General features: G+C 64.6%; 15 protein-coding genes. 7 read left to right on the forward strand and 8 right to left on the reverse strand.

Annotation, left to right across the window (positions count from 1 at the left end; genetic code table 11):
- Positions 1 to 146: 146 nt before the first annotated feature.
- The gene (gene ftsH, locus IVB07_RS07125) at positions 147 to 2,069 is read left to right on the forward strand and encodes an ATP-dependent zinc metalloprotease FtsH (RefSeq protein WP_007596301.1); all 1,923 of its coding nucleotides are present in this window, start codon (positions 147 to 149) and stop codon (positions 2,067 to 2,069) included.
- Positions 2,070 to 2,399: 330 nt separating this feature from the next.
- Here the strand turns inward: ftsH and IVB07_RS07130 are convergent, their stop codons facing one another.
- Both IVB07_RS07130 and IVB07_RS07135 read right to left on the reverse strand, forming a co-directional pair.
- Positions 2,400 to 3,584 carry a glycosyltransferase family 87 protein gene (locus IVB07_RS07130; protein ID WP_247767528.1) on the reverse strand — a complete coding sequence of 395 codons (1,185 nt, stop codon included), beginning with the start codon at positions 3,582 to 3,584 and terminating at the stop codon, positions 2,400 to 2,402.
- Positions 3,585 to 3,646: 62 nt separating this feature from the next.
- Positions 3,647 to 5,161 carry a hypothetical protein gene (locus IVB07_RS07135; RefSeq protein ID WP_085394682.1) on the reverse strand — a complete coding sequence of 505 codons (1,515 nt, stop codon included), beginning with the start codon at positions 5,159 to 5,161 and terminating at the stop codon, positions 3,647 to 3,649.
- Positions 5,162 to 5,459: 298 nt separating this feature from the next.
- On the opposite strand from IVB07_RS07135, the gene IVB07_RS07140 reads away from it, so the two are divergent.
- Positions 5,460 to 5,624: a Flp family type IVb pilin gene (locus tag IVB07_RS07140; protein WP_007614256.1), complete on the forward strand. Its 165-nt coding sequence runs from the start codon at positions 5,460 to 5,462 to the stop codon at positions 5,622 to 5,624.
- Positions 5,625 to 5,853: 229 nt separating this feature from the next.
- Here the strand turns inward: IVB07_RS07140 and IVB07_RS07145 are convergent, their stop codons facing one another.
- Positions 5,854 to 6,837: a phosphatase PAP2 family protein gene (locus IVB07_RS07145; protein ID WP_018453800.1), complete on the reverse strand. Its 984-nt coding sequence runs from the start codon at positions 6,835 to 6,837 to the stop codon at positions 5,854 to 5,856.
- 268 nt (positions 6,838 to 7,105) lie between these two features.
- Here IVB07_RS07145 and IVB07_RS07150 point away from each other — a divergent pair, with 268 nt between their 5' ends.
- Positions 7,106 to 7,786: a TetR/AcrR family transcriptional regulator gene (locus IVB07_RS07150; protein ID WP_026232596.1), complete on the forward strand. Its 681-nt coding sequence runs from the start codon at positions 7,106 to 7,108 to the stop codon at positions 7,784 to 7,786.
- Positions 7,787 to 7,937: 151 nt separating this feature from the next.
- Here IVB07_RS07150 and pyk read toward each other — a convergent pair whose 3' ends face one another.
- Complete coding sequence (pyk, locus tag IVB07_RS07155) at positions 7,938 to 9,374, reverse strand: pyruvate kinase (RefSeq protein WP_026232597.1); 1,437 nt, start codon at positions 9,372 to 9,374, stop codon at positions 7,938 to 7,940.
- Positions 9,371 to 9,964, reverse strand: coding sequence for a DUF1036 domain-containing protein (locus IVB07_RS07160; protein WP_018453803.1), 594 nt, complete (start codon positions 9,962 to 9,964; stop codon positions 9,371 to 9,373). The genes pyk and IVB07_RS07160 overlap by 4 nt, the downstream gene beginning before the upstream one ends.
- A 177-nt stretch (positions 9,965 to 10,141) precedes the next feature.
- On the opposite strand from IVB07_RS07160, the gene IVB07_RS07165 reads away from it, so the two are divergent.
- From IVB07_RS07165 to IVB07_RS07175, 3 genes are all read left to right on the forward strand, one after another.
- Entirely contained in the window at positions 10,142 to 10,444 is a 303-nt protein-coding gene (locus IVB07_RS07165) for a DUF1244 domain-containing protein (protein ID WP_007596287.1), read from the forward strand.
- Between the two features lie 209 nt (positions 10,445 to 10,653).
- Positions 10,654 to 10,926, forward strand: coding sequence for a DUF2312 domain-containing protein (locus IVB07_RS07170; protein WP_007596286.1), 273 nt, complete (start codon positions 10,654 to 10,656; stop codon positions 10,924 to 10,926).
- A 60-nt stretch (positions 10,927 to 10,986) separates the two neighbouring features.
- On the forward strand, positions 10,987 to 11,406 hold the full coding sequence (locus IVB07_RS07175; RefSeq protein ID WP_018453805.1) for a hypothetical protein: 420 nt from the start codon (positions 10,987 to 10,989) through the stop codon (positions 11,404 to 11,406).
- A 15-nt stretch (positions 11,407 to 11,421) separates the two neighbouring features.
- On the opposite strand, the gene IVB07_RS07180 is transcribed toward IVB07_RS07175, so the two are convergent.
- From IVB07_RS07180 to IVB07_RS07190, 3 genes are all read right to left on the reverse strand, one after another.
- On the reverse strand, positions 11,422 to 13,056 hold the full coding sequence (locus tag IVB07_RS07180; RefSeq protein WP_026232598.1) for a DUF882 domain-containing protein: 1,635 nt from the start codon (positions 13,054 to 13,056) through the stop codon (positions 11,422 to 11,424).
- 275 nt (positions 13,057 to 13,331) lie between these two features.
- On the reverse strand, positions 13,332 to 15,512 hold the full coding sequence (locus IVB07_RS07185) for a L,D-transpeptidase family protein (protein WP_026232599.1): 2,181 nt from the start codon (positions 15,510 to 15,512) through the stop codon (positions 13,332 to 13,334).
- A 362-nt stretch (positions 15,513 to 15,874) separates the two neighbouring features.
- Positions 15,875 to 17,368, reverse strand: a complete 1,494-nt coding sequence (locus tag IVB07_RS07190; RefSeq protein WP_018453808.1) for a sigma-54 dependent transcriptional regulator — start codon at positions 17,366 to 17,368, stop codon at positions 15,875 to 15,877.
- A 127-nt stretch (positions 17,369 to 17,495) separates the two neighbouring features.
- On the opposite strand from IVB07_RS07190, the gene IVB07_RS07195 reads away from it, so the two are divergent.
- On the forward strand, positions 17,496 to 19,403 hold the full coding sequence (locus IVB07_RS07195) for a M3 family oligoendopeptidase (protein WP_018453809.1): 1,908 nt from the start codon (positions 17,496 to 17,498) through the stop codon (positions 19,401 to 19,403).
- Positions 19,404 to 19,604: the final 201 nt, after the last annotated feature.

A 19,604-nucleotide genomic window follows, 5' to 3' on the forward strand; every position in this document is an offset into this window, starting at 1 on the left:
GTCCCATCTCGTTCCCTTGGCAGCGACCGGAGCGACACCTAGATTGTATGCGTCTAACCGAGAGGATTCCTTGGGGATTTCCTCGCGCTGCCCAAATAACTGCCCAAGGCTCAGGCCGCGATCCGCGCGACCACGAAGGAAGATCGATGAACGCCAATCTGCGCAATTTCGCCCTCTGGGTCATCATTGTCCTGCTGCTGTTGGCGTTGTTCACGCTCTTCCAGAATCCGGGTCAGCGCGCCTCCTCGCAGGACATCGCCTTCTCCCAGCTCCTGAGCGAGGTTGACCGCGGCAATGTGCGCGACGTCGTAATCCAGGGGCCGGACATTCACGGCACCTTCACCAACGGCTCGAGCTTCCAGACCTATGCGCCGAGCGATCCGACGCTCGTGAAGCGCCTCTATGACAGCAAGGTGCAGATCACCGCGAAGCCGCCCGGCGACAACGTGCCGTGGTTCGTCTCGCTGCTGGTCTCCTGGCTGCCCTTCATCGCGCTGATCGGCGTGTGGATATTCCTGTCGCGGCAGATGCAGGGCGGCGCCGGCAAGGCGATGGGCTTCGGCAAGTCGCGCGCAAAAATGCTGACTGAAGCGCATGGCCGCGTCACCTTCGAGGACGTCGCGGGCGTCGACGAGGCCAAGCAGGACCTGCAGGAGATCGTCGAATTCCTGCGCGACCCCGGCAAATTCCAGCGCCTCGGCGGCCGAATTCCGCGCGGCGTGCTGCTGGTCGGACCTCCCGGCACCGGCAAGACCCTGATCGCGCGTGCGGTCGCGGGCGAAGCCAACGTGCCGTTCTTCACCATTTCGGGTTCTGACTTCGTCGAGATGTTCGTCGGCGTCGGCGCCAGCCGCGTCCGCGACATGTTCGAGCAGGCTAAGAAGAACGCGCCCTGCATCATCTTCATCGACGAAATCGACGCCGTCGGTCGTCACCGTGGCGCCGGCCTCGGCGGCGGCAATGACGAGCGCGAGCAGACGCTGAACCAGTTGCTGGTCGAGATGGACGGCTTCGAGGCCAACGAGGGCGTGATCCTGATCGCCGCGACCAACCGTCCCGACGTGCTCGATCCCGCGCTGCTGCGTCCCGGCCGCTTCGACCGTCAGGTCGTGGTGCCCAACCCGGACGTCGTCGGCCGCGAGCAGATCCTCAAGGTCCACGTCCGCAAGGTGCCGCTGGCGCCGGATATCAACCTCAAGACCATCGCGCGCGGCACCCCGGGTTTCTCCGGCGCCGACCTGATGAACCTCGTCAACGAAGCCGCGCTCACCGCCGCCCGCCGCAACAAGCGGATGGTGACCCAGGCCGAGTTCGAGGAAGCCAAGGACAAGGTGATGATGGGCGCCGAGCGCAAGTCGCTCGTCATGACCGAGGAAGAGAAGCTGCTGACGGCCTATCACGAGGGCGGCCACGCCATCGTCGGCCTCAACGTCGTCGCGACCGATCCGATCCACAAGGCGACCATCATTCCGCGCGGGCGTGCGCTGGGTATGGTCATGCAGTTGCCCGAGCGTGACAAGCTGTCGATGTCGCTGGAGCAGATGACCTCGCGCCTTGCCATCATGATGGGTGGCCGCGTCGCCGAAGAGCTGATCTTCGGTCGCGAGAAGGTAACCTCGGGTGCGTCGTCCGACATCGAACAGGCGACGCGTCTGGCGCGCATGATGGTGACGCGCTGGGGCCTGTCCGAGGCGCTCGGTACCGTGTCCTACGGCGAGAATCAGGACGAGGTTTTCCTGGGCATGTCGGTGTCGCGCACCCAGAACGCATCGGAAGCGACGGTTCAGAAGATCGATACCGAGATCCGGCGCTTCGTCGAAGAAGGCTATAACGAGGCAACGCGTATTCTCACCGAGAAGCGCGCCGATCTCGAAGCTCTCGCCAAGGGCCTGCTCGAATTCGAGACGCTCTCCGGCGACGAGATCATCGACCTGCTCAAGGGCAAGAAGCCGAACCGCGAATCCGTGCTCGAGCCGACCACACCGCGCGCCTCGGCCGTGCCGCCGGCCGGCAAGTCGCGCCCGCGACCCGATCCGGATCCCGGCCTGGAGCCGCAGCCGCAGGCGTAATCGCGTACGGCAGATCGAATTGAAAAACGCGGCGGAAACGCCGCGTTTTTTGTTGGTGATGGTGATTTGCGGGTGGTGCCAACTCAGCGCCCGTCATTGCGAGCGCAGCGAAGAAATCCAGAATAGATCCGCGGTGACAGTCTGGATTTGCTTCACTGCGCTCGCATTGACGATTTTGATGCAGTTGCACTGGAAACTCAGAAGTACGGCAGGCAAAGGTGCCTAAGCGCCGGGCCCACCATCTCTCGCCAATCACGCTAGAAGTGGTGGCACACGCTCCGGAGTTTGCGTCATCACTTCGGCGCCCGCATCGCCAGCCGCAGATTGGATTCAGGAATGCGGCGACATTGCCGGCTCGCCAGACCCTGCCGGACTGCGCAACGCGCCGAACACGACGCCGATGAGAGCGACGATGAGGAGCGGCGATAGTCGTCCCGCCGGAATATACACCGCCGGGCTGAGCAACGGCACCATCCAGATGCCGAGCCCGATCAGCCAGTCGCGAAAGCGTGGAGCATCGATCGATGCGGCAAGCCACAGCACGACGGCGACCGTCAGCAGCGTCGCGTCATAAGGGCCCGAATGCGGGGCTGCCAGCACGGTTGCCGCAAGCAGTACGATCAGCTTGTTGTTGGTACGGAGCGAGGAGCGAAAGACCGCGAACGTTGCCGCCGCGCTCGAAAGGATCGCGGCCAGCTGCAGGATGGAGGCCAGCCGCTCCGGCAGGCCTAGCAGCATCGCGCAGGCCCACACGCTGTGACCCCAGATGCGGCCATAGGCCAGCCATTTCGCGTCGGGGCTGACCAGATTGTTGTACGCCTGCGGTATCCACCAGAGCCACAATTCGACGCCAAAAATCATGGCACTTGCAGCCGCCAATGCGAATGCCGAGCATGCAGCAGCGCACAGGCTGCCATAGCGGCGCGCCCCCATTAGCGCGAGCGGGACGAGCAGGAAGAATTGCGGCTTGAAACTCAGCAGCCCGAGGATTGCCCCGGCCAGGAGCGGTCGCGGTCCGAGCAGCCTGACGCCCGCGACCAGCAGTGCGGCAACGAGAAAGGCGCATTGTCCATCGGCCAGGTTGAGAGATGCCGATGGCGAGACCAGCACGGCCGCGATGATGTAGGGCTTCAGTTGCGGCTGATCGGACCGGTTGCGAAGCGCCCAGGCCAGGAAGCCTGCGGTCGCGGCCTGGAATGCGACATAGGAGCCGATGAAGCCAAGCGGCGCGAATGGCAGCAGCAGAACGAGGAAGCCGGGCGGATAGAACCATGGACGGAACTCCAGAGGCACCGTGAGCCATGATGCGAACGACTGGTTGAGATAGGCCGTGAACGCGTCACCATCGGTGACCAGCGCAAGATTGCCGGCGAGCGACGATTTGACGGCGCCGTAAAACACCATCCAGTCGGTGCCGGGAGCGACGTGGTTCAGCCCGATCCAACCGGGATGGGTGAAGGTGGAGATCAGGACGCCCCAGGCGAAGAGCGTTGCGATCGAAAACGCTGGCAGCATCACGAGAGGAATTCCGATCCAGCGGCGCGATGGACCGGATATCGGCTGCTGAGCTGACGCGCTCACTTGACGGCTTCCCTCGAGGACTCCGCTTCCGGCATCGCGCCGGCCTCTGTGCCGCCGGTTCGCACGTGGATCACGGCGATGTTGTCCGCGTAGAGCCGCTTCCAGCCCTTGATGTGGTCCAGCACCTGGGCGGCCGGTGCGTCCGCGACCATGAGCGTGGCGTCGATCTGGTACGCGTCGAGCAGCCGCGTCAGACTGTCGAGCTTCTTGAGCTCCACGGCCTTGAAGACGTCCATGGCGAAGGTTTCGCCGTAGAGCTCGGCGCGGCCGTCGATGAAGACCGGGATGTCACGCGAGATCAGATAGCCGCCGAACTGGTAGGCGTTGAAGATGCGTTGCGCCTTGCGTTTCTCGAGCAGATCGACGGCGGCGACCGGTGTCTGATCCATCGTGAAGGTGAAGCGGTGATGCGCCATGTAGAGTGAGGTCGAGGTCCAGCCTGCGGCCACGATCATCAGCGCGCCTGTCGCGGTGACGTAACGGGCAGCCCAACTCTCGCCGCCCTGCGTGCCAGGCTGCGGCAGCGCAGACCGTTCGCCGAGGGGCTTGGCCAGTACCAGCGGCACCAGGAAGGCGAAGGCCTCGATGCTCCTGACGTGGGTGAGCGCCATCCAGGTCAGAAGCAGGATCAGAAGAATACGCGGGGGCGAGAGCGTCAGGCCGCGATACAGCCCGATCGCAATCAGGCCGAACAGCGCGCCTTCGAATGCGTTGAAGGAGGCGAAGTTCGCGGGCGCCCACTCGGAGATGATCGTCAGCAGCTCGCCCAGATTGAGGATGTTGATCGCGCCGAGCAATGTGCGCCAGCCATAAGGCGTGACGCAGCTTGCGGCGAGTGCCGCAACACCGAACAGGAACCAGCGCGACAGCAGTCGGACCTGCTTGCCGGACTCCATGCCCCAGAGCGCCACAAATGACATCGGGCCGATCAGCGCCAGGCCCAGCACGAAGCCGCCATGCAGGTTCGACCACAGGGACATTAGCGGCAGCCAGTACCATGACGGGGCGCCCTTGCGGTCGGCTGCGGCCATCAATACGCCGACCCACGCGATCATCACGGGCAGCGCCAGCATGTGTGGCCGCGCCAGAACGTGGTGCAGCGACAGCAACAGCGCGAACATCGCGAACAGGACCGCTCGCGGAATTTCCAGATGGGCCTCGAGCAGGCCGACCAGCATCGCCGCCGACAATGCGACCGCAAGCGCGGTGAGGATCACCGGGCCGGCCCAATCCCATTGCGCATAGGAGAGGGCGAACAGGACCTGCGACAGCCATGAGGTCGAAACCCAGGGCGCCCCCGGACGGGTGAAGGAATAGAAGTCCGTGTAGGGAAGCGCCTGGTGATCGAGGATCCATTGTCCGATCTTGATCTGCCAGAGCGAGTCGGAGTCCTGAAGCAGCGTGTCGCCGACATACACGAAGAAGAGATAGGCGCTCGCACCGACGCACAGCGGCACCAGGGCTCGCGCACGACCCTGCACCGTGATGCTGTTGGCAAAGGAAAGGGACATGCCGCCTCGTCGTCCTGGTGTTTTTGTCGTTGTGCCGAGCGATCGACATTGGACCACGGCGGTCATAATTCCGGGTAAACCGGTGAGGCGGGGCCGGCTTGATGTCTCGACAATTTAACGGATCGTTTTAGATTTCGGTTTACCATCGACGCATACACGCAAACCGCTCTGTGTTTCCGCAGTCGAATTAACTGCGGCGCAATTCTTTGCCTCTACGTTCGGTTCCATGGTCAAGCGGCGCTGGGAAGCCCAAAAGACCAGATCAGTTGTAGCCTCGTGTACTCATTTGGAGCTCTTTATGAAGAACCTCGTTGCGCGTTTTGCGAAAGATGAATCCGGCGCCACCGCTATTGAATACGGTCTGATCGCCGCCGGCATTGCGCTGGCGATCATCACTGTCGTCAATAACCTGGGCACCACGTTGAACGCCAAGTTCACCTCGATCTCGAGCAGCCTCAAGTAACGCTGTACGAATCGCGAATTCAAAGAGCCCCGTCCTTGACGGGGCTCTTTTCTTTTGGCGGACGATTTCCGGATCTGGGAAGTCGTGAAGCTGTAGCAAGCTTGTAGGGCGGCAAAGCGTCTGCCGCGGCTCCGAAAGCGCAGGCGTTCCCACCGTCGAGAACATTGAACATTGAAAGTTGCCGGCGGGCACGCCGCTACGCGCGGACCCTAGGGCAACTTGTCGGCTGTCATTCCGCGAGGCCGGGCTGCCAGACCGCCGACGGCGCAGGCGCGGCAGACGTTTGCTGCGCGCGGCGGTGCCATTCGAGATAGAATTTCGCCGCCCAGATCGACGCTGCGGCGACTGCGATTCCGCCGGCGACGTCGATGACGTAATGCGCGCCGATCACCGGTGTTGCCGCAATCATCAGCAGATTGAGCGCAGCCGCGATGCCGCCGAGGCCGCGCACCGGCCACAGCGCCCACATGTAGAGCACGGCGGATGCGGCGTGGAAGCTCGGAAACGAGACAACGCCGGCGAGGAAGAACAACTGGAGCTCGTGCAGGCTACCGTCGCGAAGCGCGAGGATGTCGCGCAACTGCCCGGCATAGACCGCGGTGTTGATTTCGGGAAAATGCGCGGCGGACAGCTGCAGCCCCCAATAGGTGCCGATCGCGGGCACGACGGCGGAGATCGCGATGGTGACCGCGAGCGCGAGGCTCATCGCGAGCATGAACAATTGCAGCCGCATATAGTGCGCCGTCAGTGCCAGCACGACGGGAATGCCGAGCAGCGGCAATTTGATCAGCCCATATCCGCGAGCCAGGCAGTCCGCGAGCCAGGGATGGTCGTTGACGTATCGCGCGATCGGTTCGGGATCGAGGCCGAGTGCACGGTCGATCGCAAGCAGCGCCTGGTCCTGCAGCGGCCAGTTCAGCTTAGCCGCGACATAGCTGAGCGGTCCGACGATGGCGCAGGTGAGAATGATCTGTCCGATCGTTCCGAGCGAAAACAGCAGCTTCGGGTCGGCAAGCTCGCCTTTGACGATGCGGTGGCCATAGGCCAGCGCGAGCAAGACTGCAGCAACTGCCAGCGTCACCCAATAGGCGACTGGTTCGAGGCTCAGGCCGGTGAAGGCGAGGCCCAGCGCCAGCAGGCTGCCCATGGCTGCGATGGGAAGCCAGTTCAGGTGGAAGAGCTGCCAGGCGGTCCGGGCGTCCGTGTCGACCATGCTGCACCGAGGTGGGATCGCGATACCGCAGCACAGTCGCGGAGCAGGTTTAAGATGGCGGTAACGATCGTGGTTACCCCTTCACCAAAGCAGTTCGCGACGTTTTTAGCTGTTTGAGCTCGCGTTTTTTTTGCGTGACGCTTCATGCATTTGCACCTTGTCATCCACTCTGAATAGTTGTTCAGTCCTTGCGGGGCGATTTGCGATATCAGTGACGAAGCGTTCGGCCGCAAGGCGTGCGACCGGCGTGTGGGACAGGAAGCGCGCCATGGTTTATCGGCGGACGCATCAAGTGGTGAAGCGCCTTGCGGCCCGGCGCAGTGCGATACTGGCGGCGGCGCGGGAGGCGGCGGCGGAAGGCGGGATGGCGGCGGTGCAGATTGCGCCAGTCGCGGTTCGCGCCGGCGTCGCTGCGGGTACGGTCTACCGCTACTTCCCCTCCAAGGCCGATTTGATCTCCGAGTTGATTGCCGAAGTCTCCCGCGACGAGCTCACGGCGATCCGGCGAGCCGCCGATGCCGCGCCGGGGCCGTCCTCGGCGCTGGCGGCGGCGGTCACCACCGTGGCTGTCCATACCCTGTCACAGCGCAGGCTCGCCTGGGGCATCCTGGCCGAGCCGGTCGATGTCGATGTCAGCGCTTCACGTCTCGCCAGCCGGCGCGAGATCGCGGGCGAGATGGCCTCGCGGATCGACGCCGCCGTGCGCGCCGGCCACCTGCCGGCGCAGGACACGGCCCTTGCTGCCACCGCGCTGCTCGGCGCGCTGCACGAGGCCCTGGTCGGACCGCTCGCGCCGGACAATCTCGACGATCCCGCCAGGATGCGCGATGCCGTGCAGACCGTGACGCTGCTGGCGCTCCGCGCGGTCGGCGTCATGGACGCCCGCGCCAGGGGGCTCGTCGTGCAGCAGACGCTGCTGCCGACGGCGAAAGCGCTGGTTGGGGCCTAAAACGTCATCCTGATCGACCGGCGGACCTGATCGCGCCCAGGCCGTTGCTCGAGCTCGCCTTTTCAAAAAACCTCAGCACATCCGCCGGACCCGCCGGCTACTGTGCATGGGGTTGTTTTCGACATTTTTTGTTTGCCGGGTGCCGGCGGAGCTAGATATTCGCTTCGCCCTCGGGGCCGACCGAGGCGATGCGCACCATGTTGGTGGTGCCGGGGATGCCGAGCGGCACGCCGGCGACGATGATCACGCGCTGGCCCGCCCGGACGAAGCCGTCGCGGAACGCGATCTGGCCGGCGCGGCTCACCATGTCGTCCTGGTCGCGCGCATCTTCTGCCACCACGCAATGTATGCCCCAGACGACCGACAGCCGGCGTCCCGCCGCGACATTCGGCGTGATCGCCACGATCGGCGGCTTCGGCCGCTCGCGCGCCACGCGCACGGCGGTCGATCCCGAACTGGTCCAGCAGATCAGGGCCGGCAGGTCGAGCGTCTCGGCGATCTGCCGCGCAGCGTCCGCGATGGCATCGCCGGCGGTGGCTTCCGGGGCCGGGCGCTGTGCGGTGATGACGGAGCGATAAATCGGGTCGCGCTCGACCTCCTCGCCGATGCGATTCATGGTCGAGACGGCCTCGACCGGGAATTTGCCGGCCGCCGATTCCGCCGACAGCATGATGGCGTCGGCACCTTCGTAGACGGCGGTGGCGACGTCGGAGACCTCGGCGCGGGTCGGCACCGGCGACTGGATCATCGATTCCAGCATCTGGGTCGCGATCACCACCGGCTTGCCGGCGCGCCGCGCCATGCGCGTCATCTGCTTCTGCAGGCTCGGCACGCGTTCCAGCGGCAGCTCGACGCCGAGGTCGCCGCGCGCCACCATCAGGGCGTCGGAGGCGTCGATGATGTCGGCGAGGCGATCGATCGCCTGCGGCTTCTCGATCTTGGCCATCACCGCCGCACGGCCGCGGATCATCTTCTTGGCCTCGAGCACGTCGTCGGCGCGCTGCACGAAGGACAGCGCGATCCAGTCGACGCCGGTGACCAGCGCCGCTTCGAGATCGGCGCGGTCCTTCGGCGTCATCGCCGAGACCGGCAGGTCGGTGTCGGGCAGGCTGACGCCTTTGCGGTCGGACATCCGGCCGCCGACCACGACGCGCGTCACCGCGTGCTCCTTCGAGGTCTCCTCGGCGATCAGCCGCACCTTGCCGTCGTCGAGCAGCAGCGCGTGGCCCGGCCGCAGCGCGGCCAGGATCTCCGGATGCGGGAGCTGGACGCGGGTGGTGTCGCCCGGCGCCTTGTCGGAATCGAGCGTGAAGGTCTGGCCATTCTGGAGCTGGACCGCGCCTTCGGCGAAGGCACCGAGCCGGAGCTTTGGCCCCTGGAGATCGACCAGAATGCCGATCGGCCTTCCATAACTGCTCTCGACGTTGCGGATCGTCGCCACCAGCTCGCGCATCTTGTCATGCGGGGTGTGGCTCATGTTGATGCGGAAGAGGTCGGCGCCGGCCTCGAACAGGCGGCGGATCATCGCGAGGTCCGAAGAAGCGGGTCCAAGGGTCGCGAGAATCTTGATACGGCGAAGACGCCTCATGGCTTATTTCCAGACGGGGGCGAGGGAGCTGGCGGGAGGCCAGGCGCGGCGGGGGGCGTACCACCGGGCGGGCCATTGGGCAAACCCGGGACCCCCGGGCCAACAGGGCCGGGGAGGCCTGGCACGCGCTGCTGCTTTGACGGCTGTTCGTTGGCATCGGTGAGCTGCACCGTCCAGGCCCGCTGCTCGCCGGTATCGACCTCGAAATAGCCGGTCCGGTCATAGCCGCGCGCAAGGCAATCCTCGGTGCCGCGGATGGTGAACTCCTTATCGCGCGAGCACATGAAAGCCTGGCCCGACCATTCGCCGCCGCGGTCATAGTCGATGGCGTAGATGTAATAGAAGCGGGCCACCAGAGTTCCGCGCAGCAGGGTCTCGCAGGAGCGCGACGAGATGTTCCACCAGCCTTCGGTGGTCCAGCCCTCGGCATCCTTGTAGCCGAGCGCGATGCCGACCCGGCTCGATGTGTTGTTGCAGAGCCGGAAATCGGCGGAAGCCGGGCTGGCCCAGAGGTACAGCAGGCCAACCACCAGCACCGGGACCAACCGGGCGAGCAGGCGAAGGCGGGAGCGGGGAGATTCGGCGATCATTGTCGCGGAAGCTATATCAGATCATTGACGATTTGGCGTAGGGCCCAGGAACTGCCTGAAGCCGGCTTCGCGCCCGTTTGCGCCGCGATATGGCAAAATCTGTGACAGGCCCCACCTGATCTCGTAAGGGTGACCCATCCAGGTCACAGCCAATTCGCAAAGCCGAGGGATCCAGCCATGGCAATTGACGACAAAACCAGAACGGAACTCGAGGCTGCCGCTTTCCGGCGCCTGGTCGATCATTTGAAGACGCGGACGGACGTCCAGAACATCGACCTGATGAACCTCGCAGGCTTCTGCCGCAACTGCCTGTCCAACTGGCTCAAGGACGCCGCCGACGCCCAAGGCGTCGCCTTGAGCAAGGATGAGAGCCGGGAAGCCGTCTATGGCATGCCCTATGAGGCCTGGAAGTCGAAATACCAGGGCGCGGCCACGCCTGAGCAGCTCGATGCCATGAAGAAGGTTCATCCGGGGCACTGAACGGCCTCGCCGGCAGCCTGATATGCGGTGCCTTTGAGTCGCATCACACAACCGCTTTCTTCGACACGCCGCAGGAAGGTGTGGGCGCGCTGTGGACGAGCGCGATGCTGCCTTGAACGCGAGAGGTCCGAACCCTAAGGGTCTAACCAGCACGCGCGGTGAGGATGCCGGCGTCACCTCGTTTTGCCAGTTCCATTGGGAGTACCAAGATGGCCACCTCCGCCGCCGTCCGCGACGACGAGCCCGCGACGAAATTTGCCAAGGACCAGCTCAAGTCCATCATCGAGCGCATCGAGCGGTTGGAGGAAGAGAAGAAGGCGATCTCCGACGACATCCGCGACGTATTCGCCGAGGCCAAGGGCAACGGCTACGACGTCAAGGCGCTGCGCACCATCGTGCGCATGCGCAAGCAGGACCCGAACGAGCGCGCCGAGGCCGAGACGATCCTTGAGACCTACATGCAAGCACTGGGGATGATCTGAGCTATCGGTGTCGTCCTGGCTTTCGCCAGGGCGACACCATGCCGATCGAAGGAGACCGCGGTGACTGCGCCGCCGCTGCCGCGCGAGGTAAGCCGTGCCTACGATGCTTTTCCGGCGTCGATCGGCAAGCGGCTGCTTTGGGTACGCGAGCTGATCTTCGCGGCCGCCGCGGCGCATGAAGGCATCGGCCGTCTTACCGAAACGTTGAAATGGGGCGAGCCTGCTTATCTGACCGAAGAGACCGGCAGTGGCAGCACGATCCGGCTCGGCCGCCTGAAGGACTCCGCGCACGCCGCGATTCTGTTCAACTGCAAGACGACGCTGGTCGATACCTTTCGTGAACGCTTTCCCGATCAGTTCGAATATCGGCAGACCAGGGCGTTGCTGTTGCCGGTGTCGGGCAAGCTGCCGAAGCAGGACCTATCGGTCTGCCTGTTGCTGGCGTTGACGTATCATCTGGATCGACGGAGGAAGCGTTAGCGGCGCGCGAAGACGTCAGCGCAGCGAAGCCGTCCGTACGACGAAGGACGTCGTCTCGAGTTTGGCGGTGGCGGTGCCCGAGAAACTGTCGCAGGACAGGCCCTGCATCGGATCGTCGGCAAAACCCATGGCGATCACGGACTGCGGCTTGACGAAGTAGGCGCGCATTGCGGCGGTGTCGAGCTCGCCCATCAGCGTGACCGACATCGCGCGGCTGGCGCTCGGCGACAGCATCACGATCTTGAGCCAGATGCTTTCGCCCTTGGCTGCGGAGAGCCGGGTCGCGGTTGCGACCATGCCGTCGATGCGCTTGCCGACCACCGTGTTGATCTCGGTCGCGGGCGCAACGTTGCGCGATGCGGCGGCGGGACGGGCGGAGCGCGGGATCGGCGCAGAGGCGGCGACGACATTGGCGCGGTCGACCGGGGAGGCGGACGCCGGCGCGTAGGCCAGCGCCTGATAGGCGGCGCTGGACACGCTCGCGGTCGGCTGCGGATCGGTGGCGGCGGCAAGCGCCTGCCGTGCCTTCAGCGCAGCAATTTGGGCCGGCGTCGCCTGCTGCGGCGCAGTCGGGGTATCCCAGAAGCCGCGGGCATTGATGATGTCGGCGGGGGTCTCGGGCTTGGCGTCAGCAGATTTGCCGGCGGCCGGCTTGTCAGCCACGGGGGCCGGCTTCGGCTTGGCAAGCGCGACGATCTGCGCATCGGCCGAGGCGAGCTGGATCGTCGCCGCGACTGACGGCTTGGCGCGCGGCGTCGGCACCGGATCGGCCGGCTTGGTCGCGGCGGCGACCACGGTCGGCGCGACAGTCTTCGCGGACGGGGCGGGCGCGCCCTCGTCATCCTCGTCGTTGCTCGCCGCGGCCGGAGCCGACTTGCCCTTGAACAGGGCGGCAAAGAAATTCGACTTGCTGCCGGAATCCTCGCCGCTGCCGCGCCGCTCGATCTCTGCCTTGGCGAGCTCATAACCCTTCAACGGCGTGCCGTCGGTCGGGAGGTGGACGGTGCGTCCGTCCGGGAAGACCCGGGCGAGCTGGTCATGCGTCATGCGCGGCCAGTGCCGGATGCTGCCGGTGTCGAGATGTACGAACGGCGAGCCGGAGGTCGGGTAGAAGCCGACGCCGCCGCGCTGGAGGCGCAGGCCGGCGAAGCGGATCTGCTCCAGCGGCACGTTCGGGATGTAGAAGTCCATCGCATGCCCCAGCATGTGCTGGCTGAAGCGCGCCACGCCGGAGGAGCGGCGGCGGAGCATGGAGTTGGTCGCGGGCGAGCGGTAGGCGGAGATGATCTGGATCGGCTGCTTGCCGTCGACGTCGCGGTAGACTTCCCAGAGGATGTCGAAGAGGTGACGGTCCATGACCGTCTCGTCCTGGCTGCGCCAGTCGCGCAGGAAGTGGTTGAGCTGCTTCAGCGCCGCTTCGTCGTAGCGTCCGTCGCGCTTGAAGGTGACGGTGAGGTCTTCGCCGGAATGGGTGTGGTGGAAGGAGAGCGTCTTGGTCTCGTTGAGCGCGGCGGCGTTGTGAACTGAACCCGCGGCAGCAAGCAGCAATACGGCAGCGAGGCCGATTCTGGATCCGGCCTTCACTCCCGCATGGGACAACGACAGCACAGCGAATTGGCGTGCGATTCCAGTCAGCACGTTAGAGCCCACCCAGTCGACGAGCGTTCAAAATGGACTCTCCCGCTAACCCCGTTAGCGCGCGAAAGAGGATGAACGCTTTGTTAAAGCGAGAAGGTTAATTCGAGGTTGACCTTCCCGCCCCCAAACCAAGTCAGATCGCGAACCTAACCGGGTGAGTGTGGCAAAAAAACGCCCGCTGCCTGAGGTCAGGTGGAGAATGGTTAACGTTAAGCGACCCCATCCAGAGGATGAGGTCGCTGATTTTACTGCAGAATTTCAGGAAATCAGGCGCCGGGCGGCCTGGCTCAGCGGGTGAATACCCGCTGCTGCTGCGGCCGGCGGCCGACCGGGGCCGGCGGCGGGGTGGGCGCTCCGAACAGCCGCTCGAAGAAATTCGGCCCGGACGAGCCGCCGTTGTTGGCCGCCAACACCCCGTTCGGCAGTGTCGTCGCCGGGCGTGAATAGCTCGGCTGGGAGTGCGCGACGACGTTCTCGAGATCCTTGCCGCGACCGTTCTTCAGGATGTTGATCATGGTCGCGTCGCGGCCATAGACGTCCTTGCGGAATTGCAGCTTGCCGCCATCGTCCACGAATGCGGTCTGATAGGTGATGTTGACCGGGATCGGGGTCGGGAATTTCAGGTCGATCTCGCTCTTGCCGTACATGCTGCGGATGCGTTCCGGCGTGTACTTCTCGTTCGGCATCGCGATGTTGAGCAGGACCGAGGCGTACTGATCCGGGTTCTGCACGCGCATGCAGCCGTGGCTGAAGGCGCGTTCGTCCCGGGCGAACAGGTTCTTGTCCGGCGTGTCGTGCTGATAGACCAGGAACTTGTTGGGGAAATTGAAGCGGATGCGGCCGAGCGCGTTGGCTTCACCGGGCGGCTGCGAGATGTGCACCGAACCATCGCGGTTCTGTTCGAGCTTGAGGCCCATGCGCTGGAGCACTGTCGGGTCCTGCTGAAGCGCCGGCAGATATTCGTTGTAGACGATCGACGGCGGCACGTTCCAGGTCGGATTGACCGTGATGTACTTCATCGTCTCGGTGAGCAGCGGGGTCGCATGCGTGCCGGGCTTGCCGGTGACGACGCGGGTGGTCCAGACCTGTTGGCCGCGCTGCATCACCTTCAACGTGTAGTCGGGAATGTTGAGGATGACATAGGCATCGCCCAGCGAGGGCGCGCCCAGGTCGCGCGGCAGCCAGCGCCAGCGCTCCATGTTCACCAGCACCACGTCGATCTGCTTGTCGCGCTTCGGGGCGTTGATCGCCCTCACCGTCTTGTCGTCGAGGATGCCGGTCGCCTTGAGCTCGGCGCTGTTCTGGAATTTGCGCACGGCTTCGGCGACCGCCGCGTCATAGCGGGTGTCGCTGGCGTTCTCGGTGATGCCGAGCTTGGCGCGCAGCTGCGGCACGCGCGGATCTTCAACGACGATTTCAGCCTGCTTCTTGCCGGCCGGGGTGTATTTCAGCGCCGGACCATCGGCGATCTCGATCACCGGGCCGTTGCCCTGGCCGCGGAGCTCCGCGAGCTTCGCCTTCAGCTCCTTGTAAAGTTTTTGCGGCGGATTGTAGCTGTCGAGCGCCGCGGAGGCGTCCGCCGCGGTCGTGACCTTGGCGAGCACCTCGTTCGGATCGACCGGATGCTCGGGATAGAGGATGTCGCCGCTGACCTGCGACCAGTGCATGCGGCCGCTCTGGGCCTGGCGCGCATAGTCGAACATGCTGGCGGTGAGCTTGAGCTCGGCATCGGCGAGCGTATCGGGTGTCGTGGCGGCCGCGAAGTCCGGCACCGGGTAATCGGCGGGATTGAGACCGTCGGACGCCGCGTCCTTCAGCCGTGCGATCACGCCCTTGGCCGCAGCGGTCAGGCTGCCGCCCTGGCTCCAGACCGGCGCGAAGTCGCGTGCACCGTAGAACTTCTCGATCGCAGCGCGTTCGTTCTTACGGTCGAGATAGCGCGAGGCCTTTGCGCCAATGATGTCCTTGAGCTTGTCGGCGACCGGCTGGTCGGCCGCGGGAACGTTGCTCGCGGCCCTCACCGGCTCCGAGGCCGGAGCCGCAGCGGTGGCGGGCGCGGCCGGCGTTGGGATCGCCGTGTCGGCCTTGGCAGGTTCGGTCTTGGCAGGTTCAGTCTTCGCCGTCTCGCTCTTCGTCGCCTCGGCGGCGGGCGTGGTGGCGACGTCGGAAGGCTTGGTCTCGACCTTGTCCGGCGCGGGGGCGGATTCGGCCTTCAGGGGTTCCTTGGCGGGCTCCTTAGCAGGGTCCACCACCGTGGCGGTGGTGTCGAGCTTGATGTCTGATGCGGTCGGGGGCGGGACGTTTGCGGGTTCGGGGCGCGGGATGGCGGCTTCGATCGCGAGCTCGGCAGCGCTGCTGTGCGCCTGATCCTGCGCCAGGGCTGAGCTGGCCGATACCGTGAGGAAGGTCGCCGCGACCGTGATCAAGACACGGTCAAAGCCTGCACGGTGGTTCAAACAGTCACGCATTGTGTCGCACCCCTCGGGTGAACTGTCCCCCGTGGAACAGCTTCGTTATCGCCTATTGAGCTTCGGCTAAACCGCGCCGGCCTCTCGAAAGTTGCACGCCTGCACGCAACGATTCCTACGCAGACGAATCTTACGCGGACGATATACAGGCCCCGATTTCGCAGCCAGCGCTACCCGGGACAACTCACGACAAACTGACTTCAAGCACGCCTCTTGGCAACGGATTGTGCGCTTCTGCCACGCGCTTTTCCCTGTGTCTGTCACTTCCAAGTCACGGTTCAAATCGCAGTCGAATTCCGTCGTCATACGAACGGCTTACAGTCGTATCGCTCCGCCCGGACGAACCGCCGTTCGCGTCCGGCTCAGTGCGTCTCCTCACCGCTTTTGCCGCCATGGCCGGGAACTCCGGCTTCATCGAGTTTGCGGTAGAGGGTGGACCGGCCGATTTTGAGGCGGCGGGCGACCTCCGACATCTGCCCGCGGTAATGCGAGATCGCGAAACGGATGATCTCGTTCTCAATGTCTTCCAGCGGCCGGACGTCGCCGGTCGCGGTCAGCATTGAGAGGGCACCCGCCATGGGCAGCGGCGCGATCGGTATTTCATTACCTGACACCACGGAGGGGGCCGCGATCGGCTCCAGCATCAGCGGCGCGGTCGGAATGTCTGTTCCCGGATGCGGCTGCGAGGCGATCAGAGGGAAGTCGTCGAGGCCAAGCTGGTCGCCCTCGCTCATCACCACGGCGCGATAGACCGCGTTTTCGAGCTGGCGAATGTTGCCGGGCCAATCGAGCTGGGCAAGGTGCGCAACGGCCTCGCCGCTGATGCCGGTGATGGGGCGGTTCTCCTCGGCGGCAAAGCGCGCCAGGAAATGCCTGAGCAGATGCGGAATGTCCTCGCGCCGGGCGCGCAGCGATGGGATCGTCAGCGGCAGCACGTGCAGGCGATAGAACAAGTCTTCCCGGAAGTGGCCCTGCTTGACCCGCTCGAGCAGCCTGCGGTTGGTCGCCGAGATGATGCGGACGTCGACCTTCACGGGTTTGCGGCCGCCGACCGCCTCGACCGCGCCTTCCTGGAGCGCGCGAAGCAGCTTGACCTGCGCGCTCAGCGGCAGCTCGCTGACCTCGTCCAGGAACAGCGTGCCGCCATGAGCTTCGACGAACTTGCCGGTGTGGCGTTCGGTGGCGCCGGTGAAGGCACCCTTCTCGTGACCGAACAGAATGGATTCGACGAGGTTGTCGGGGATCGCGCCGCAATTGACCGCGACGAACGGCTTGGCCTTGCGCTCGCCGCTGCCATGAATGGCACGCGCGAACATCTCCTTGCCGACGCCGGACTCGCCCTCGATCAGCACCGGGATCGAGGAGTTTGTTGCTTTCTGCGCCGCGCGCATCACGCCCGCCATCGCCTCGGCGCGTGTGATGATGTCGGAGAAGGTCAGCCGGCCTTCGCGGCTGTGACGGATGCGCTGCAGTTCGCCCTTGAGCGCGGACGAATTGAGCGCGTTGCGAAGCGAGACCTGGAGCCGCTCCAGGCCGACCGGCTTGACCACGAAGTCGGCCGCACCCGCGCGCATCGCCGAGATCACATTGTCGATGCCGCCATGGGCCGTCTGCACGATGACGGGGATGCTGAGACCCGCTTCGCGGATTTTCGCCAGCACGCCCATGCCGTCGAGGCCGGGCATCACGAGATCGAGGATGACGCCGTCGATGGCCGCGTCGGGGGCGGTGAGGGCGGCGATCGCCGCATCGCCGGAGTCCACCACGATCGTCTCATAGCCGCATTTCTGCACCATGTTTTCGACCAGCCGGCGGGCTACAGCGTCGTCGTCGGCGATCAAAATACTGGCAGCCATGGTGTTCCCCGCACGCTACTACTATCTGTCTCGAATCGGGGCACTCTGGCCGAAGCCGATTAACGCACTGTTAAATCCTGATGCCCCCGCCCGCCGTCGCGATTGTTGAACACAGGTTTCCCACACAATGAATTCGAGCTCCAAGCTTGCACTCAAAAAGTCTGCTCTCAAAAAGTCTGCTCTCCGCAAACCAGGCACCAAGCAATCGGTCATCAAGGCAAAGTCCTCCAGACCTTCACCCGCAAAGCCTGCGAGCAAGACCGGCAAGCTTCCGGAGTGGAACCTCGCCGACCTCTATTCCGGGATCGATGCGCCGGAAGTGGCGCGCGATCTCGCAAAGATGGATGCCGATTGCGTCGCGTTCGAGACGGACTACAAGGGCAAGCTCGCAACAGGAACAGCAAAGGAAGATGGCGGAAAATGGCTCGCAGAAGCCGTGCGACGCTATGAGGCGATCGACGACCTCGCCGGCCGGCTCGGCTCGTACGCTGGCCTCGTTCATGCCGGCGACAGCGTGGACCCCAAGATTTCAAAGTTTTACGGCGACGTTTCCGAGCGCCTGACGGCGGCATCGACGCATCTGCTGTTCTTCGCGCTCGAGCTCAACCGGATCGATGACGATATTTTGAACCGCGCGATGCAGGCCACCGAGCTCGCGCACTACCGTCCCTGGATCGAGGATCTACGCAAGGAGAAACCGTACCAGCTCGAGGACAAGCTCGAGCAGCTCTTCCTGGAGAAGGCGCAGACCGGCTATTCCGCCTTCAATCGGCTGTTCGACCAGACCATTTCGAGCCTGCGCTTCAAGGTCGGGCCCAAGGAGCTCGCGATCGAGCCGACGCTCAATCTGTTGCAGGACCGCGACGGCGCCAAGCGCAAGGCCGCGGCAGAGGCGCTCGCAAAGACCTTCAAGGCCAATGAGCGCACCTTTGCGCTGATCACCAACACTTTGGCCAAAGACAAGGACATCTCCGATAGCTGGCGCGGCTTCAAGGACGTCGCAGATTCCCGGCACCTGAACAACCGCGTCGAGCGCGAGGTGGTGGATGCGCTGGTCGCCTCGGTGCGCGCAGCCTATCCAAAATTGTCGCATCGCTACTACGCGCTGAAGGCACGCTGGTTCGGCAGGAAGCGCCTGGCCTATTGGGACCGCAACGCGCCGCTGCCTTTTGCTGCGACCGACGTGATCGGCTGGGGCGATGCGCGAAACATGGTGCTCTCCGCCTATCGCGGCTTCTCGCCCAAGATGGCTGATATCGCCGAGCGCTTCTTTGCCGACCGCTGGATCGACGCGCCGGTACGTCCGGGCAAGGCGCCGGGGGCCTTCTCGCATCCGACCACGCCGTCCGCGCACCCCTACGTGCTGATGAACTACCAGGGCAAGCCGCGCGACGTGATGACGCTCGCCCATGAGCTCGGCCATGGCGTGCATCAGGTGCTGGCGGCCAGGAACGGCGCGTTGATGGCGCCGACGCCGCTGACGCTGGCGGAGACCGCGAGCGTGTTCGGCGAGATGCTGACCTTCCGGCGGCTGCTGGCGCAGACCAGGAGCGCAAGGCAGCGCCAGGCGCTGCTCGCCGGCAAGGTCGAGGACATGATCAACACCGTGGTGCGGCAGATCGCGTTCTATTCCTTCGAGCGCGCGGTCCACACCGAACGCAAGAACGGCGAGCTCACCGCGACGCGGCTCGGCGAGATCTGGCTCTCGGTGCAGGGCGAGAGCCTTGGTCCGGCAATCGAGATCAAAGCGGGCTACGAGAACTACTGGATGTACATCCCGCACTTCATCCATTCGCCGTTCTACGTCTACGCCTATGCATTCGGCGATTGTCTCGTGAACTCGCTCTACGCCGTCTACGAGAACGCGGCCGAAGGCTTTGCCGAGCGCTATCTCGACATGCTCGCCGCCGGCGGCACCAAGCATTATTCCGAACTGCTGCGGCCGTTCGGGCTCGATGCCAAGGATCCAAAGTTCTGGGACGGCGGCCTGAGCGTCATCGCCGGCATGATCGACGAACTGGAAGCGATGGGCTGAGCCGAACCGCCTTCAGCGCTGCAGCGAGCAGGTCGGGTCGGCCGTCCGAGTGTCCCGTTGTTCCGACAACGGGGGAGGCGGGTTGTAAAGATCCCGCCATGCACATTGAACGTTTGTGCCCGGGACCGGACTAATTCTTGCAGGCGGGTTCGACCTGCAATGCAATCTGTGATCGTTGATCGTCGCGTGTGCTCGGCCAGG

Origin of the sequence: Bradyrhizobium sp. 172, assembly GCF_023101065.1 — a bacterium.
Lineage (GTDB): Bacteria > Pseudomonadota > Alphaproteobacteria > Rhizobiales > Xanthobacteraceae > Bradyrhizobium > Bradyrhizobium canariense_D.